Genomic DNA, 16,400 nt, shown 5'->3' with positions numbered 1-16,400 from the left:
GGTGTCCTCGCTTATTGGGATTTGAGTTGCAGCGCCGGCGTCACCTGGCAGGCGCGCCAGGTCGGCAGCAGCCCGGCCAGCACAGCCGAGGCGACGGCCATGGCGAAGGTCACCAGCAGCATGACCCAGTCCATGTGCGCGACCATGGTCAGCGCCTTCGACTGCATGGCGATCAGCGCCAGCGCGCCGAAGGCCAGCAGCAGGCCTAGGCCGCCGCCGACCAGGCCGACCACCATGGTCTCGATCAGGAACTGGCTGAAGATCTCGCGGCGCGAGGCGCCCAGCGCGCGGCGGATGCCGACTTCCGAGGCGCGCACCGAGAACTTGGCCAGCAGCAGGCCGATGGTGTTCACCAGGCACAGCACCAGAAAGCCGAAGGCCAGCCAGGCCGACAGCTTGCTGTCGTTGCCGACCACCTTCAGATGGTCGAGCCACTGGCGCACGTCGTACAGCTCGTTCGGCGCGGCGCGCTTCATGCGTCCCAGCTTGCGCTGTTCGATGGCGTAGCTGTCGAGGAAGCTTTGCAGTTCGGCGCGGTCCCCGGCGCTGGCGGTCTCGATCCAGAACTGGATCCAGGTGCACTCCGAGGCCAGGAAGCCCTGGTAGCCGGGCTGGTAATCGGCGTTGCAGCTGGTGCTGCCGTTGGCGCGCCACTCGTGGCGTATGGCGCTGCTGAACGGGATGTACAGTTCATCGGCGTCGTCGAAGGCGCCGTCGTCGTTGCCGATGATGCGGTGGAAGCGCGGCACCACGTTCCAGGTATCGAGCACGCCGACGATCTGGAACTGCTGGCTGCCCATGGTCAGGCGGCGGCCGACCGGATCGGCGTCGCCGTACATTTTCTCCGCCAGCTTGCGGCTCAGCACCACCACGTCGGCGCCGGCCTTGTCGTCGGCCGGGGTCCAGCCCTGGCCGTGCAGGAAGGGCGCGTCGAACATGTTGAAGAAGTCGCTGGTCGGCGCCAGGCCCTGGGCGATGAAGGCGCCGATGTCCTTGCGTTCCGGTTCGATCGCCAGCGCGATGCCGAAGATGGCGGTGCGGCGTTCGCCGGCCTTGCTGCCGAGCAGATTGACCGCGTCGATGTAGCTCATCTGGCTGTCGTTGTCGTCGCCGGGGGTATAGCCTTCCAGCGGGCCGTTGTCGAAGTGCGGCACGAACAGGCGGTCGCTCTTGTTCGGGATCGGGTCGCCCGACATCACGTGCAGGATGGTCAGCGTGGCGACGCTGGCGGCGACGCCGATGGCCAGCGTCAGCACCATCAGCGCGGTCAGCGCCGGATTGCGGCGCAGGCTGCGCACGCCCAGCATGAAGTAGTAGGAGAACATGCGCGGCTCCTCAGTTGTGGGCCACCGTCAGCGACGGCGATTTGCGCACCAGGTCGGACACCTGGCCGTCGATGATGTGGACATTGCGCTGGGTGCGCACCGCCAGCTCGGGATCGTGGGTCACCATCAGGATAGTGGTGCCGGCGGCGTTGATCTCTTCCAGCAGCTCCATCACGCCGCGCGCCATCTGGGTGTCGAGGTTGCCGGTCGGTTCGTCGGCCAGCAGCAGCTTGGGCGAGCCGGCCAGCGCGCGCGCGATCGCCACGCGCTGCTGCTGGCCGCCCGACAGTTCGGCCGGATAGTGCTTCATGCGCGAGGCCAGGCCGACCTTGGCCAGCGCGTCCTCGATGCGCTCCTTGCGCTCGGCCGCGTTGAAGCCGCGGTAGCGCAGCGGCACGTCGACGTTGTCGAACAGCGACAGGTCGGGGATCAGGTTGAAGCCCTGGAAGATGAAGCCCAGCTTTTCATTACGCAGGCGCGAGCGGGCGTTGTCGTCCATGCCCTTGACGTTGACGCCGTCGAGGATGTATTCGCCGTCGGTGAATTCCTCCAGCAGGCCGGCGATGTTGAGGAAGCTGGTCTTGCCCGAGCCGGAGGGACCGGTGACGGTGACGAATTCGCCAGGCTGGACGTCGATCTCGAAGCCGCGCAGCGCGTGGGTTTCGATCATGTGGGTGCGATAGACTTTGCTCAGGTTTTTCATGCGCAGCATGGGCTTCTCCTGGTTCATTGGTTGATCGAGACGCGGTCGGCGTTCTCAAAGGTTTCGGTACCGGCGATGACGATGCGGTCGCCCTGTTTCAGGCCGCCGAGGATTTCCACGGCGGAGACGCTGGTGGCGCCCAGCTTGACCGGGGTGCGGATGGCGATGCCGTCGCGCACCACGTAGGCATAGCGGCCGCCTTCCGATTCCACGAACGGGCCGCGCTGCACCATCAGCGCATTCGGTTTTTCGTCGATCAGCAGGCGCGCGGTGACGCGCTGGTTCTGGCGCAGGCCGGGCGGCTGCTGGTTGAAGCGCACGCGCGCCAGCACCTGGTTCTTCACCACTTCCGGCGGCAGCGCCGACAGCTTGCCGGTGCCGGTGCCGGTGCCGTAGTTGACTTCCGCGTTCATGCCGATGCCGAGGTCGGACACATAGGTTTCCGGCACTTCCAGCTCGACTTCCAGGCGCGACAGGTCGACCAGCGTCATCAGCGGCGTGTTGGCCGGCACCACGCTGCGGTTGGTGACCGACAGCGTGCCGATGAAGCCGTCCACCGGCGCGCGCACGGTCAGCTCATCGACCCGCCGCTGGGCATTGGACAGGGTGCTGCGCTGCTGGTCCAGCTGCTTGATCTTGGACTCCAGTTCCAGCGCGACGTTGTCGCCTTCCAGCGTGGAGGCCTGCTTGGCGTGGCGGGCGCGGATCTCGGCCGAGTTGACGGCATCCTTGGCCTTCTGGTATTCGATCTTGGCCACCGCGCCCTCGTTGGCGACGGCGTCGTAGCGTTCCAGCGTGCGCTGGGCGGAGACCAGGTCGATTTCGGCGGTGTCGGCGTCGCGCTCGGCCAGCAGTTTCTGTTTGCGCGCCAGGATGCGCTGGCGGGCGACGTCGGCTTCGATCTGGGCGTAGGCAGCCTGCTCGCGTTTCAGGGCATCGGTCAGGTCGGGCGATTCCAGCTCGGCCAGCACGTCGCCCTTCTTGACCGTGTCGCCGGCGTTGACCTTGAGGGTGACGGTGGCCAGCGACGGCGCGTACAAGGTCGGGCTGACGGCGGCGACGATGCGGCCGTTGACGGCGGCGTCGCGCACCAGCGTGCCGCGGCCCACTTCGGCGATGCGCAGGCGCGACATGTTGACCGAGTGGTCGCTGCCGCGCCAGGTGTGCAGCACATACCAGCCGGCGGCCAGCAGCGCCGCGGCACCGGCGGCGACGAGGATGCGGCGCCGCGTGGCCTGGCCCTTGGCCGGGGCGATGACGGCGTCTTGATTGGAGGTGTCGCGTATCATGGTTGGTCGTTGGTGAGTGAACGGGCAAGCTTATGCAGAAACTGTGCCAAGATCCAAGTGATTGATTTAACGGTATTTTGTAGGGTGGTGTCCGCTGTCCGCGACGTCCGGTCTGTCCGCGCTGTCCGGTCGGACTTGAAAAGATGGCAATCGTGCGCATCTGGCCGGACATGACTATCGCCGACTATCCTTTCGTGCCCAGCGACGTGGCGCTTTACCATCGCCTGCGGCCCACCGGCAACGACAACACGCTCGATACGCAGACGTGGGACGATATGCTGCTGCCGGCCTACAGCGCCGAGCTGGCACGCGAGACCAGCATCTTCGGCCAGCAGGAACTGCACCGGCGCCTGCACGCCAACGATGACGGCGGACCGGCGTCGACCGGGCGCGTGCGAGCGCTGCTGGCGGACGACGCGCTACGTGGCGAATTGCAGACAGCCTGCACCGATCTGCGCCGCACGGATCGCGAGATCAGCGAGATGCTGTATGGCGATGCGTTGCCGTCCGCGCCCCGCTGGTTGCCGGCGCTGGCATGGCTGCCGGTGTTGTTTCTTGCATCCGCCATTGCGGCGCTGGCGAGCGGCTGGCTGCCGCTGTGGGGCGTGGTGCTGGCGGCGTGGCTGGCGCTGATGGGCATACAGGCCCGGTATCACCAGGCGGTGCAGGAATGGTCGCGCATGCTCAACACGATCCAGCAGATGCTGCGTGCGCATACGCTGATGGCGCGGATCGAGCATCCGCTGACGGCGGCCTTGTGTGCGGACGGCGACGACGCGGCCGGACTGAATCGCCGCCTGCGCCGCTCCCTGGTGTCCGCATTGCCCATGGTGAGCGATTACGCTGACTGGCTATGGCTGCAAAACGTGCGCCACTATTTCCGCAGCCGCGATGTCGTGCGCGCGCAAATCCTTTTCCTGCGCAACAGCTTCGAGCGTGTGGCGGCGCTGGATGCGGATCTGGCGCTGGCGCGGCATCTGTCGCGTTGCTCCGGCTATTGCTGGGCCGAGCAGGGGACGCAGGTCGCGCTGGAGCGGGTTATTCATCCTTTGCTGGACGATGCCGCCCCGCTCAGCTTCGGCATGGCACGGCAGGGACTGTTCATCTCCGGCCAGAATGGCGCCGGTAAGAGCACATTGCTGCGCACCGTCGGGCTGAACCTGATTACCGCGCGCGCTTTCGGCTTCTGTTATGCCACGCACGCCGTGACGCCGCGGCTGCCCGTGTGCTCCAGCATGCAGAACGAGGACGCGATGAGCAATGGCGAAAGTTTTTACCAAGCCGAATTGCGGCGCGCGCGTGAGTTGCTGGCGATCGCCGGCCAGCGTCCGGCGATCTTCCTGGTCGATGAGATATTCCGCGGCACGAACTATCTGGAATCGGTGTCGGCCGCCGCCGCGGTGCTGCACGCGCTGGCGCAGCAGGGCAGGGTGGTGGTGGCCTCGCACCATCTGATACTGGCTTCGCTGCTGTCCGACTGTCTGCAACCGTGGTGCCTGAGCCGCAGCGAAGACACATGGCGCCTGCAAGCGGGCCTGCTGGAACAAACCAATGGGCTCGCGCTGCTGAATGCGTGCGGCTTCGACCCCGCCATCACCGCCAAGGCGGCACAGACCTACGCTTGGCTCAGCAATTACATGGCGTACCCCGGTGCGAGCGTCGATGCGGGGCGGGCCGTGGCCGGTGATGGCCTTTGACTTTTGCACATGCCTGTTCTATCATTTCTGTACAAACAGAAATTAAAGAAATCATGGAACTCTCGCCGACCATACAGAAATACATCCTGCACTGGGGAGAGATGGGCGCCCGCTGGGGCGTCAACCGCACGGTGGCGCAGATTCACGCGCTGCTGTTCCTGGTCAACCGGCCGCTGAACGCGGAAGAAATCGCCGAGACGCTGGCCGTGGCGCGCTCCAACGTCAGCAACAGCCTGAAGGAGTTGCAGAGCTGGGGCTTGGTGCGCATCACGCACATCGCGGGCGACCGTCGTGACCATTTCGTCGCGCTGCAGGATGTGTGGGAAATCTTCCGCGTCATCGTCGAGGAGCGCAAGAAGCGCGAAATCGATCCCACGCTGAGCGTGCTGCGCGCCTGCGCCACCGAGGCGGAAAACGATCGCGATCTGGAGCCGGCCACCAAGGTCAAGATGGACCAGGTGCTGGACTTCCTCGAAATGATCACCGCCACCTACGACGACTACAAACATCTGCCGCCCGCCACCATGCAGCGCTTCCTGAAGATGGGCGGCAAGGTGGCGCGCCTGCTGGGAGGGGACTGATATGCACGCACTGACGCTGTATTACGACGGCCATTGCAGCATCTGCAGCGGGCAGATGGCGCGCCTGCGCCGGCTGGACGTCCGTGGGCGGCTGGCCTTTGTCGATATCGCCGCGCCGGATTTTTCGCCGCAGTCGCTGGGCGTCTCCATGGAGGCGTTGAATCTGGAGATCCATGCCGCGACGGCCGACGGCCTGCTGCTGACGGGCATCGACAGCGTCATCGCCGCCTACCGCGCGGTCGGACTGGGATGGAGCGTGGCCGCATTGCGCGTGCCACTGCTGCGTCCCGTGTATGCGGCCTTGTACCGCGGCCTGGCGCGCAATCGCTATCGCCTGTCGTCCTGGCTGAGCGGGCGGCCCGCCTGCGCCAACGGGACGTGCCGGCGCTGATTTTTTACTCATTTATTTCTGTTTCTACAGAAAAGACGGATAAGCCATGAAGACGAGAACCTTGCTGGTTCGCTGGATATACCTGGTGGTGGCGTTGCACTTGCTGGCGGGCGTGCTGCTGCCGCTGTGCGCGGGAACGGCGCTCACGCAGGCGTATCGTCGCAGCATCGAAGCGTACTTCTTCAGCGGTGCGGCACCGCAGGCCGCAGGCGCCTTGCATGCCTGGTGGCTGTCGCTGTTCGGCCCGACCGTGCAGGCGGCCGCGATCTGGATGGCCGGGCTGGCCGTGCTCGGCGACCAGCAGAGAAACGCCTACGCCTGGCTGATGCTGATTCTGGGCGTGGTGGTATGGGCGCCGCAGGACATGCTGATTTCCGCCCGCGCCGATTGCTGGACCAATGTGTGGATCGATGCGGCGGCCGTCATCGTCATGCTGCCGCCCTTGCTGTGGCTATGCAAACTGGATTTGACCGGCAAAAGAAAGGCGGGATGATCATGAATACGCATGTACTGGCTTTGCAGTTGATGGCTTTCCAGGGATGTCTGGGCGCCTTCGACACGGTGTATCACCATGAGTTGACCGAGGCTTTGCCCGGACGTGTCACGGCGCGTCGCGAGCTGGCCATCCATGCGGCGCGGGCGCTGCTTTACAGCGCGCTGTTTATCGGCCTGGCCTGCTGGACGTTTCACGGCTGGTGGGCACTGGCGCTGCTGCTGGCGTTTGGCGTCGAGATGGTGCTGACGTTGTGGGACTTCGTGGTCGAGGACCGCACCCGCCTGCTGCCTGCGTCCGAGCGCGTGACGCACACGGTGCTGGCGGTGAATGGCGGTGCGTTCATCGCGCTGCTGGCGCTGGCCACGCCGGCATGGCTGGCGCTGCCGACGGCGCTGGTGTGGCAGCCGCATGGCGCGCTGAGCGGCTTCCTGGTCTTGTGCGGCGTCGGCGTTGGCCTGTCCGGTTTGCGCGATGCGTGGGCCGCGCGCTGCCTGCGCGAAGAGGTGCCGGCCACGCCGGATTTCGGTGCCGCCGGGCAGAGTTTCCTCATCACCGGTGGCACCGGGTTTATCGGCCAGCGGCTGGTGTGGTGCTTGCTGTGTGCCGGCCATCGTGTCACGATGCTGACACGCCATCCGCGCCAGGCGGCGTGGATGTTCGACGGCCGGGTGGAATGCGTCGGCAGCATGGACGCGCTGCCGCTGTCGCACCGCTACGATGCGGTCATCAATCTGGCAGGCGCGCGCATTCTCGGCTGGCGCTGGAATGCGGCGCGGCGCGCGGTCCTGCGCCGCAGCCGGGTGGAACTGACGCGCCAGCTGGTGGCATGGATAGGCGCCGCCGCGCACAAGCCATCGATGCTGCTGTCGGCGTCGGCCATCGGCTATTACGGCATCCAGCCGCGCGGCGATGCGGCCGAGCTGACCGAGCAGGCCGGCCCGCGGCCGATGTTCATGTCCGATCTGTGCCGCGAATGGGAGCAGGCTGCGCAAGCTGCCGAGCGGTATGGCGTGAAGGTGGTGCGCATGCGCTTCGGCCTGGTGCTGGGCAGGCAGGGCGCGCTGCCGATGATGCTGTTGCCGGTCAGGCTGGGGCTGGGCGGACCGCTGGGCGGCGGCAATCAGTGGCTGTCGTGGATCCACGTGGACGATCTGCTCGGTGCGATGGCGTATCTGTACCGCACGCGCGGCAGCGGCGCTTATAACTTCACGGCGCCGGAGAGTTTGACGCAGGCGCAGTTCAGCCGCGTTGCCGCGCGCGTGCTGCACCGGCCGTACGGTCTGCCGACGCCGGGCTGGCCCCTGCGTCTGCTGCTGGGCGAACAGGCCGACCTGCTGCTGGAAGGCCAGCGTGTGGTGCCGGCCAGATTAAGCATGGATGGTTATTCGTTCCGCTATCCCCAACTGGCGCCTGCGCTGCGCAGCGTGCTTTGAAGGAGTGGCATGAAGGTCCTGGTACTCGGCACCATGACGTCGGTGCAGGACTGGTTGCCGCTGCTAGGCGGTTACGCCGCGGCGGTCTCCTGGATCGGCTGGCCGCATGCGGAGAGCCGATCATGGCTGGCGGCGCAGCTGGCAATGGCGGGCGGCTACACTATCATGCTGAGCATGTTTCTGCCGGACTTCTGGCGGCATTCGTTCGGTCCGTTGAGCAAAAACTGCCGCTGCCGGCTTTGATATTTTTCTGTGGAGAGCGCACCGCTGATGGATTACTTTGCGATTAAATGGCTGCACATTCTGTCGGCCACCGTGATGCTCGGTACCGGCTTCGGCACGGCCTTCCATATGTTCTTTACCAACCGTAGCGGCAACGTCCAGGCCATCGCCGTGACCACCCGGCTGGTAGTGCGGGCGGGCTGGTGGTTCACCACGCCATCCGTCCTCATCCAGCCGTTGTCCGGCCTGTGGATGGTGCACCTGGCCGGTTTCCCGCTCGGGCCCCGTTGGATCACCTGGTCGATCGCGCTCTATCTGCTGGCCGGCGCCTGCTGGTTGACGGTGCTGTGGCTGCAGGCGCGCATGCGCGACATGGCGGCGCAGGCTGCACGCGGTGCGGCGCCACTGCCGCCGCGCTATTGGCGCTACGAAAAAATCTGGGCTGCGCTCGGCTTTCCCGCGTTCGGCGTGCTGCTGGTGGTGTACTGGCTGATGGTGCACAAGCCAGCATAATTTTCACTGCGGTAGTAACCGGTAGTCGTACAAACGCCGCTGAAATTTGCTATACTTTTGTTTCTTAATGGAAACACAGCTCCTGGAGGCGTGATGAATAAGGTGACTGTACGATCGAGTTTGCTTGGCGTGCTGGTATTGTTTGCGGCGATGCTGGTGGTGGGCGCGGCCCTGGGCATGTATGCGATCAACCAGTCCAACCGCACCATTGCGCTGGTGCACCAGGTGACCAGCCAGGTCATCGTCATCAACGACTCCTACAAGGACACCACCCGCGTGCGCACCGCGATGATGCGCGCCTATACCGCCCTGCGCGAGAACGGCACCAAGGAATTCAAGGACACCGCGGTGGCCTCGGCGCGCAAGAGCCGTCAGAAGGCGGCCGATTACCTCGAGACCTATGCCAAGGGCGCGGCCTATGAGGGCGAAGATCCGGCCCTGAAAAAAGAATTGATCGACTCGGCCAAGGCCTTGTTCGCGGTCCTGGACAAAACCATCGATGCGCTGGCCAAGGACGATGCCGCGTTGTACTCGGAAGTCAACATCAAGGAACTGACCCCGAGCGGCGCGGCCTTCTCCGCCGCGCTGGATAAGTTCGAGAAGCAGAGCGATGACCAGGTCAACGCGCTGCTGGAACGTCGCGCCGGCGAATACCGCGTGGTGATGTGGCTGGTGGCGCTGGGCCTGATCGGCGCGGCGGCGCTGGTAATCGGCGTCCATCTGTTCCTGCGCAAGGTGGTGCTGCTGCCGCTGGAGCGCTCGGTCGATCTGCTGGACCAGGTGGCGCGCGGCGACCTGACCGCCCATATCGATGAAAGCGGCGACAATGAAATTGCCCGCCTGTTGAAAGCCATCCAGCGCATGCAGAAGGACTTGCTGAGCACCGTCGCGCGCGTGCGCAATGGCGCCGATGTGATCAACACCGGCGCGCAGGAACTGGCGGCCGGCAATATGGAGCTGTCGTCGCGTACCGAGACGCAGGCCAGCTCGCTGGAGGAAACCGCGGCGTCGATCGAGGAGCTGACCAGCACCGTCAAGCAGAACTCGGAAAATGCCCAGCAGGCGCGCGCGCTGGTGGAGGATGCGTCGGCGACGGCGGCCCAGGGCGGCGAGGTGATGCAGCAGGTGGTGTCGACCATGAATGACATCAACGACGCGTCGCGCAAGATCGTCGATATCACCAGTGTGATCGATGGCATCGCGTTCCAGACCAATATCCTGGCGCTGAATGCGGCGGTGGAAGCGGCGCGCGCCGGTGAGCAGGGCCGCGGTTTCGCGGTGGTGGCGACCGAGGTGCGCAATCTGGCCCAGCGTTCGGCGTCGGCGGCCAAGGAAATCAAGGTGCTGATCGACGATTCGGTGCAGAAGATCCAGCTCGGCACCAACCTGGTCGAGCAGGCCGGCAGCACCATGAGCACGCTGGTGGGCAATGTGCATCAGGTGACCACCATCGTCGGCGAGATCGCCGTCGCCAGCCGCGAGCAGAGCGAAGGCATCGACCAGGTCAACCAGGCGGTCGCGCAGATGGACCAGGTGACGCAGCAGAACGCCGCGCTGGTGGAAGAGGCGGCGGCCGCCACGCAGTCGCTGCAGGATCAGGCGTCCGACCTGCAGCAGACCGTCAGCGTATTCAAGATCAACCAAGCCGGCGTCGCTGGCGCGGCCCGTCGTCCGGGTACGCAACTGGCGCTGCGTTAATCCATCCGCGGCAGCCGCGGATGGTGCTGTCACGCCGGAACGGCGGCACTTGTTTCAACGGTTCGCTGGCTTGCGCCTATGTGGAGGCGACCTGTCGCCAGCTGAGCCAGCGCGGCGTGGCATTCGGCGAGCCGCCGAGCCGCCGCGCGTACAGCCGTGGCGGGCGCATTACTTTTCCTGCTTGAGCGGTTTGCCCTTGTCGATCACTTCGCGGCAGTCGCCTTTGAAGCTGGCGTTGTCGTAGTTGCTCCAGCCATAGCTGTCGACGTAGCGCTTGTGCTGTTTGAAGCGCTTGTTGAGGAAGCTCCATTCCAGCTTTTCATCGTCGTACTGGATGTCGCCCAGGTCCAGCAGGGTGTGGAACATGTTCTCGGTCGCCAGCCGCGCCTTGCGGTGGCGCAGCAGCTGGCGCACCTTCTCCGGATATTGCGCCTTGTATGTGTCCGAGTACCAGACCATGGCCGGCACGTGGAATTCGAACTGGGTGTTATGGCCATGGAAGGCCAGTGTGCAGCTGCCGTCATACAGGGTCTGGCCGTGGTCGGCCACGTAGACCATGGAGCTCAGCTGGCCGTTGTCCTTCAGCTGGTGGATCACGCGCGACAGGAACCAGTCGGTGTACAGGATGGCGTTGTCGTAGCTGTTGTTCAGCTGCGGCTTGATCCTGGTGTCGGTGTAGACCGGCTTGTCGACGCCGAACAGTGAGGGCTGCCACTTGTCGAAGTCCTTCGGATAGCGCTGGCTATAGTTCCAGTGGTTGCCCAGCGTGTGCAGCACGATCAGCTTCTTGGGCGAGGGATCGGCCAGCGCGTGCCGCAGCGGTTCCAGCAGGATCTGGTCGAAATTGGAATTGTTGGTGAAGCCGCCCAGGTTCATGAACTGGATCACGTCGGCCTCCTTGGCGAACACCGACACCGGCGTGTCGAACTGGCCGAACGAGATCTGGTTCGACAGCCACCAGGTCTTGAATCCCGCCTCCTTGTACGCGGTGAGGAAGGATTTTTCGTAGAAGCCGTCCTTCAGGCTTTGCGTGGCCGGCTTGCGCGAGATGATCACCGGCACCGACAGCCGGGTGGCCGAGACCGCGGTGATCACGTCCGGCAGTGTCACCAGGTTGGGCTCTTGCCTCAGCAGCGGCGTGGTGTCGCGCTGGTAGCCGTTGATGCCCCAGCGGTCGTAGCGCGAGGATTCGCCGATCACCATGACGACGATCTCCGGCCGCGCATTCTTTTCGGACTGGTGCGCCTTGAAGGTGAAGCTGCGGCTGCGCCGGCCCAGTTCGGCCAGATACTGGCGCTCCTTGTAAAAGTCGACGAAGCGCGCGGTCAGGCCGAACGGCCAGGACGAGGCGAGGTCGCTGAACGCCAGCGGCGAGCGCACGCGCCAGGGCAGCGCGCCCGCATGCCAGCCGGTGCGGTGGGCGCCGGCCACCGGCGCGTGCTCGGGATCGCTGTCCTCCACCGCGTCCTCCTCGACCACAGCCTCCGCGCTGGCGGCGCCGTCGGCCGGGACCGAGCTCAGCCCGACCAGGTGCATGGCCGAGCTCAGCCCGACCAGGTGCATGGCCGAGCTGAAGGCCGAGGTGACGCTGGCGCCGAGACTGGCCGCGATGCCGGCCGTGAGGCTGGCGCTGCCGGGCGTCGTCCTGGCCGAGGCCGGCGCCGCCGGTTTGCCGTGGATGCCGAATTCCCAGCCATAGGCCCACACCGCGGCCAGCACCGCCAGCAGGCCCAGCGCCGCCAGGCGGTGCTTGCCGCGCCAGGTCAGCTGCGGACTGCGCATGGCCGCCATCTGCACCGCCGTCCACCAGGCGAAGACGGCGATCAGTACCGCCCCCATCAGCCAGACCTTGCGGCCGAGGAATTCCAGCGCTTCCCGCGGGCTGGTCTCGGCGATGATGCCCAGGTGGTGGGTGGAGATGCCCTGGCCGTAATACATGAACAAGTAAATCTCGGTCGGCAGCGCCAGGAAGGCCGGGATCAGCAGCGCGTGAAACCAGGCCGGCCGGCCGATCACGCCCCACACCGCCAGCCAGGCCAGTGCTTCCACCGCGAGAATATGGCCCAGCTCCGGCACCTGCTTGCCCAGCAGCAGCGGGAAGCAGGGCACCAGCGACAGCAGCAGATAACTGGCAAGGACAAACAGGGGCGCGGGGCGCAACAGGGATCGCATGCGGGAGGGTGGCTGGGAAAACACGGCTATTGAATTGTTTGCTATTATCGAGTCATCGCTGGCTTTCTGCTAGTGTCCCGACCGCCTTGCAGCCCGCATGCTGCCGCGAAAGTGATTGACTGGACCACCGTTCACGTCTATACTCGCGAGTTCTCAATTTATCCTGCACATCGTATACGCTGAATCAGGCCGCTCCATGTGGGTGGCTGTTTGTGCCTCCGGTGTCCCCGTAGATCGAGACTAGGTTTTAGTCCCCGGCCCTCAGGACCGGGTTGTTAACGTAGTAATTTTGTTGGATTTAGAACGATGCCAACCATTAATCAATTGATTCGCAACCCACGTACCGCCGCGGTCGTGAAGAGCAAATCGCCGGCGCTGGAAAACAGCCCGCAAAAGCGTGGCGTGTGCACCCGTGTGTACACCACCACTCCTAAGAAGCCTAACTCGGCACTGCGTAAAGTTGCCAAAGTGCGTCTGACCAACGGTTTCGAAGTGATTTCGTACATCGGCGGTGAAGGCCACAACCTGCAGGAACACAGCGTGGTGCTGATCCGCGGCGGTCGTGTCAAAGACTTGCCAGGTGTGCGTTACCACATGGTTCGCGGCGCGCTGGATACCCAGGGCGTGAAAGACCGTAAGCAAGCTCGCTCGAAGTACGGTGCCAAGCGCGCCAAGCAAGCCAAGAAGTAATCGTCATTAATTGAGTTGAGCCGGTCGTGAGACCGAGTAAGTGGCAGGCTATGATGGCCGCCGCGAGTGACCGCAAGGCACTCAACTGAAGATAAAGGAATTAACATGCCACGTCGTCGTGAAGTACCCAAGCGCGAGATCCTGCCGGATCCAAAATTCGGCAACACCGATGTCGCCAAGTTCGTGAACGTTCTGATGCTGTCCGGTAAAAAATCGGTCGCCGAGAACATCATCTACGGTGCCTTCGAGCACATCTCGCAGAAGTCCGGCAAAGACCCGCTGGAAGTGTTCGCCACCGCGCTGAACAACGCCAAGCCGCTGGTTGAAGTGAAGTCCCGTCGCGTTGGTGGTGCAAACTACCAGGTGCCGGTTGAAGTCCGCCCAGTGCGCCGTATGGCTCTGTCCATGCGTTGGCTGCGCGAAGCTGCCAACAAGCGCAGCGAGAAATCCATGCCACAACGTCTGGCCGGTGAACTGATGGAAGCGGCTGAAGGCCGCGGCGGCGCGATGAAGCGTCGTGACGAAGTGCACCGTATGGCTGAAGCGAACAAGGCGTTCTCGCACTTCCGCTTCTAATAAAATCGGCCGGATGCTGTGTCATCCGGCTGTCATCTGTTGTTCGAGGCCGGGCTCATTTTTTCCACAAAAAATGGCGCTCGGTTTTGTCCATTCAAAGATTTAGGATTAATTATGGCCCGCAAGACCCCCATCGAGCGCTACCGTAACATCGGTATCTCCGCTCACATCGATGCAGGTAAGACCACTACCACCGAACGCGTTCTGTTCTACACGGGCGTGAACCACAAGATCGGTGAAGTTCACGATGGCGCCGCCACCATGGACTGGATGGAGCAGGAACAAGAGCGCGGTATCACCATTACCTCCGCGGCCACCACCTGCTTCTGGAAAGGCATGGCCAACAACTTCCCGGAACACCACATCAACATCATCGACACCCCGGGCCACGTCGACTTCACCATTGAAGTTGAACGCTCGATGCGCGTGCTGGACGGTGCTTGCATGGTCTACTGCGCAGTGGGCGGCGTGCAGCCACAGTCGGAAACCGTGTGGCGTCAGGCCAACAAGTACAAAGTGCCACGTCTGGCCTTCGTCAACAAGATGGACCGTACCGGCGCCAACTTCTTCAAGGTCTACGAGCAGATGCGCGCTCGCCTGAAGGCCAACCCGGTCCTGATCCAGATCCCGATCGGCGCCGAGGACAACTTCAAGGGCGTGATCGACCTGGTCAAGATGAAAGCCATCATCTGGGACGACGCTTCCCAGGGCATGAAGTTCGACTACGTCGACATCCCTGCCGAGCTGGCCGATTCGGCCGCCGAGTGGCGCGAGAAGATGGTCGAAGCCGCTGCCGAAGCGACCGAAGACCTGATGAACAAGTACCTGGAAGAAGGCGACCTGTCGGAAGCCGAGATCAAGAAAGCGCTGCGCGACCGTACCATCGCTTCCGAGATCGTGCCGATGATGTGCGGCACCGCCTTCAAGAACAAGGGCGTGCAGGCCATGCTGGACGCGGTGATCGAATACCTGCCGTCGCCAGTGGACATCGCTTCGGTGGCCGGTACCGACGAAGACGAACAGCCAGCCACCCGTAAGGCAGCCGACGACGAGAAATTCTCGGCGCTGGCCTTCAAGATCATGACCGACCCGTTCGTGGGCCAGCTGGCCTTCTTCCGCGTGTACTCGGGCGTGATCAACGCCGGCGATACCGTGTACAACTCGGTCAAAGGTCGTAAAGAGCGTCTGGGCCGTATTCTGCAGATGCACGCCAACCAGCGTGAAGAGATCAAGGAAGTGCGCGCCGGCGACATCGCCGCGGCCGTGGGCCTGAAAGACGTGACCACCGGCGAAACCCTGTGCGATCCAGCCTCGATCATCACCCTGGAAAAGATGGTGTTCCCTGAGCCGGTGATCCAGCAGGCCGTCGAGCCTAAGACCAAGGCCGACCAGGAAAAAATGGGCCTGGCGCTGAACCGCCTGGCGCAGGAAGACCCGTCGTTCCGCGTGCGTACCGACGAAGAATCGGGCCAGACCATCATCGGTGGTATGGGCGAGCTGCACCTGGAAATTATCGTTGACCGTATGAAGCGCGAATTCGGCGTGGAAGCCACCGTGGGCAAGCCACAGGTTGCATACCGCGAAACCGTGCGCAAATCGGTGACCGATGTGGAAGGCAAGTTCGTCAAGCAGTCCGGTGGTCGTGGTCAGTACGGTCACGCTGTCGTGACCCTGGAGCCACAGGAACAAGGCAAGGGCTTCGAATTCGTCGACGCCATCAAGGGCGGTGTGATTCCTCGCGAATTCATCCCTGCGGTGGAAAAAGGCGTGCGCGAAACCCTGTCGACCGGTGTTCTGGCCGGTTACCCGGTGGTCGACGTCAAAGTGACCCTGACCTTCGGTTCGTACCACGATGTTGACTCGAACGAAAATGCATTCCGCATGGCCGGTTCGATGGCATTCAAAGAGGCTTGCAAGCGCGCCAACCCAGTGATTCTGGAGCCGATGATGGCGGTGGAAGTGGAAACGCCGGAAGACTACGCCGGTACCGTGATGGGCGACCTGTCGTCCCGCCGCGGTATGGTGCAGGGCATGGACGAAATCCCGGGCGGCGGCGGCAAGATCATCAAGGCCGAAGTTCCGCTGTCGGAAATGTTTGGTTACTCGACCACCCTGCGTTCCGCAACGCAAGGTCGTGCAACCTACACCATGGAGTTCAAGCACTACTCCGAGGCGCCTAAGCACGTTATCGACGCTATCGTTACCGCGAAAGCGAAGTAATACTGTAAATTTGGCGGCCGGCTATCATCCGGCCGCACTTTGAAAACTTGATCTGAGGAAGAATCAAAAATGGCAAAAGAAAAGTTCGAGCGGACTAAACCGCACGTCAACGTAGGCACCATTGGTCACGTTGACCACGGCAAGACCACCCTGACCGCTGCGATCGCAACCGTTCTGTCGAAGAAATTCGGCGGCGAAGCCAAAGCGTACGACCAGATCGACGCTGCGCCAGAAGAAAAAGCCCGCGGCATCACCATCAACACCGCCCACGTCGAGTACGAAACCGCGTCGCGTCACTACGCGCACGTTGACTGCCCAGGCCACGCCGACTACATCAAGAACATGATTACCGGTGCCGCGCAGATGGACGGCGCGATCCTGGTGTGCTCGGCCG

Annotated in this window: 16 protein-coding genes; 12 read left to right on the top strand and 4 right to left on the bottom strand. The window is 63.7% G+C overall.

Going from position 1 to position 16,400, the window contains the following annotated elements; genetic code table 11:
* Positions 1–11: 11 nt before the first annotated feature.
* Genes E4L98_RS06025 through E4L98_RS06015 form a run of 3 tightly spaced genes read right to left on the bottom strand, consistent with a single transcriptional unit; the run spans position 12 to position 3,317 of the window.
* Complete coding sequence (locus E4L98_RS06025; RefSeq protein WP_135200663.1) at positions 12–1,325, bottom strand: ABC transporter permease; 1,314 nt, start codon at positions 1,323–1,325, stop codon at positions 12–14.
* A gap of 10 nt (positions 1,326–1,335) precedes the next feature.
* Positions 1,336–2,037 carry an ABC transporter ATP-binding protein gene (locus tag E4L98_RS06020; RefSeq protein ID WP_135200662.1) on the bottom strand — a complete coding sequence of 234 codons (702 nt, stop codon included), beginning with the start codon at positions 2,035–2,037 and terminating at the stop codon, positions 1,336–1,338.
* A gap of 14 nt (positions 2,038–2,051) precedes the next feature.
* Complete coding sequence (locus E4L98_RS06015) at positions 2,052–3,317, bottom strand: efflux RND transporter periplasmic adaptor subunit (protein WP_135200661.1); 1,266 nt, start codon at positions 3,315–3,317, stop codon at positions 2,052–2,054.
* A 143-nt stretch (positions 3,318–3,460) separates the two neighbouring features.
* On the opposite strand from E4L98_RS06015, the gene E4L98_RS06010 reads away from it, so the two are divergent.
* The 8 genes from E4L98_RS06010 (at position 3,461) to E4L98_RS05975 (ending at position 10,348) form a co-directional block, all read left to right on the top strand.
* Positions 3,461–5,014, top strand: coding sequence for a MutS-related protein (locus tag E4L98_RS06010; RefSeq protein WP_135200660.1), 1,554 nt, complete (start codon positions 3,461–3,463; stop codon positions 5,012–5,014).
* 53 nt (positions 5,015–5,067) lie between these two features.
* Positions 5,068–5,595, top strand: a complete 528-nt coding sequence (locus E4L98_RS06005; protein ID WP_135200659.1) for a GbsR/MarR family transcriptional regulator — start codon at positions 5,068–5,070, stop codon at positions 5,593–5,595.
* Between the two features lies 1 nt (position 5,596).
* Entirely contained in the window at positions 5,597–5,986 is a 390-nt protein-coding gene (locus E4L98_RS06000) for a thiol-disulfide oxidoreductase DCC family protein (RefSeq protein WP_135200658.1), read from the top strand.
* A gap of 46 nt (positions 5,987–6,032) precedes the next feature.
* Positions 6,033–6,479, top strand: a complete 447-nt coding sequence (locus E4L98_RS05995) for a cell division protein (RefSeq protein ID WP_135200657.1) — start codon at positions 6,033–6,035, stop codon at positions 6,477–6,479.
* 2 nt (positions 6,480–6,481) lie between these two features.
* Complete coding sequence (locus E4L98_RS05990) at positions 6,482–7,915, top strand: TIGR01777 family oxidoreductase (protein ID WP_135200656.1); 1,434 nt, start codon at positions 6,482–6,484, stop codon at positions 7,913–7,915.
* Between the two features lie 9 nt (positions 7,916–7,924).
* Positions 7,925–8,158: a DoxX-like family protein gene (locus tag E4L98_RS05985; protein WP_135200655.1), complete on the top strand. Its 234-nt coding sequence runs from the start codon at positions 7,925–7,927 to the stop codon at positions 8,156–8,158.
* A 27-nt stretch (positions 8,159–8,185) separates the two neighbouring features.
* On the top strand, positions 8,186–8,650 hold the full coding sequence (locus E4L98_RS05980) for a DUF2269 family protein (protein WP_135200654.1): 465 nt from the start codon (positions 8,186–8,188) through the stop codon (positions 8,648–8,650).
* 93 nt (positions 8,651–8,743) lie between these two features.
* Positions 8,744–10,348, top strand: a complete 1,605-nt coding sequence (locus E4L98_RS05975; protein WP_135200653.1) for a methyl-accepting chemotaxis protein — start codon at positions 8,744–8,746, stop codon at positions 10,346–10,348.
* 168 nt (positions 10,349–10,516) lie between these two features.
* Here E4L98_RS05975 and E4L98_RS05970 read toward each other — a convergent pair whose 3' ends face one another.
* Positions 10,517–12,520: a phosphoethanolamine transferase gene (locus E4L98_RS05970; protein ID WP_135200652.1), complete on the bottom strand. Its 2,004-nt coding sequence runs from the start codon at positions 12,518–12,520 to the stop codon at positions 10,517–10,519.
* Positions 12,521–12,826: 306 nt separating this feature from the next.
* Between E4L98_RS05970 and rpsL the strand changes: the two genes are divergently transcribed.
* The 4 genes from rpsL to E4L98_RS05950 all read left to right on the top strand — a co-directional run.
* Positions 12,827–13,210: a 30S ribosomal protein S12 gene (gene rpsL, locus E4L98_RS05965; protein WP_135200651.1), complete on the top strand. Its 384-nt coding sequence runs from the start codon at positions 12,827–12,829 to the stop codon at positions 13,208–13,210.
* A 105-nt stretch (positions 13,211–13,315) separates the two neighbouring features.
* A complete protein-coding gene (gene rpsG / locus E4L98_RS05960) occupies positions 13,316–13,786 on the top strand; it encodes a 30S ribosomal protein S7 (RefSeq protein WP_092281395.1) in 471 nt (156 codons plus the stop codon).
* A gap of 114 nt (positions 13,787–13,900) precedes the next feature.
* The gene (fusA, locus tag E4L98_RS05955) at positions 13,901–16,006 is read left to right on the top strand and encodes an elongation factor G (RefSeq protein WP_135200650.1); all 2,106 of its coding nucleotides are present in this window, start codon (positions 13,901–13,903) and stop codon (positions 16,004–16,006) included.
* 69 nt (positions 16,007–16,075) lie between these two features.
* Positions 16,076–16,400 (top strand): GTP-binding protein (locus E4L98_RS05950; RefSeq protein ID WP_229257273.1); only part of this gene is annotated, 325 nt, incomplete at its 3' end.

The organism is Duganella callida, from assembly GCF_004614165.1.
In the GTDB taxonomy this organism is placed as follows: Bacteria; Pseudomonadota; Gammaproteobacteria; order Burkholderiales; family Burkholderiaceae_D; genus Rugamonas; species Rugamonas callida.
Note: the sequence above shows the minus strand (reverse complement) of the source record. Positions and strands in the feature narration are given on the sequence as shown.

Coding starts and splice junctions, on each gene's coding strand:
- E4L98_RS06025 (WP_135200663.1), bottom strand. CDS start 1,325: ATGTTCTCCTACTACTTCATGCTGGGCGTGCGCAGCCTGCGCCGCAAT.
- E4L98_RS06020 (WP_135200662.1), bottom strand. CDS start 2,037: ATGCTGCGCATGAAAAACCTGAGCAAAGTCTATCGCACCCACATGATC.
- E4L98_RS06015 (WP_135200661.1), bottom strand. CDS start 3,317: ATGATACGCGACACCTCCAATCAAGACGCCGTCATCGCCCCGGCCAAG.
- E4L98_RS06010 (WP_135200660.1), top strand. CDS start 3,461: ATGGCAATCGTGCGCATCTGGCCGGACATGACTATCGCCGACTATCCT.
- E4L98_RS06005 (WP_135200659.1), top strand. CDS start 5,068: ATGGAACTCTCGCCGACCATACAGAAATACATCCTGCACTGGGGAGAG.
- E4L98_RS06000 (WP_135200658.1), top strand. CDS start 5,597: ATGCACGCACTGACGCTGTATTACGACGGCCATTGCAGCATCTGCAGC.
- E4L98_RS05995 (WP_135200657.1), top strand. CDS start 6,033: ATGAAGACGAGAACCTTGCTGGTTCGCTGGATATACCTGGTGGTGGCG.
- E4L98_RS05990 (WP_135200656.1), top strand. CDS start 6,482: ATGAATACGCATGTACTGGCTTTGCAGTTGATGGCTTTCCAGGGATGT.
- E4L98_RS05985 (WP_135200655.1), top strand. CDS start 7,925: ATGAAGGTCCTGGTACTCGGCACCATGACGTCGGTGCAGGACTGGTTG.
- E4L98_RS05980 (WP_135200654.1), top strand. CDS start 8,186: ATGGATTACTTTGCGATTAAATGGCTGCACATTCTGTCGGCCACCGTG.
- E4L98_RS05975 (WP_135200653.1), top strand. CDS start 8,744: ATGAATAAGGTGACTGTACGATCGAGTTTGCTTGGCGTGCTGGTATTG.
- E4L98_RS05970 (WP_135200652.1), bottom strand. CDS start 12,520: ATGCGATCCCTGTTGCGCCCCGCGCCCCTGTTTGTCCTTGCCAGTTAT.
- rpsL (WP_135200651.1), top strand. CDS start 12,827: ATGCCAACCATTAATCAATTGATTCGCAACCCACGTACCGCCGCGGTC.
- rpsG (WP_092281395.1), top strand. CDS start 13,316: ATGCCACGTCGTCGTGAAGTACCCAAGCGCGAGATCCTGCCGGATCCA.
- fusA (WP_135200650.1), top strand. CDS start 13,901: ATGGCCCGCAAGACCCCCATCGAGCGCTACCGTAACATCGGTATCTCC.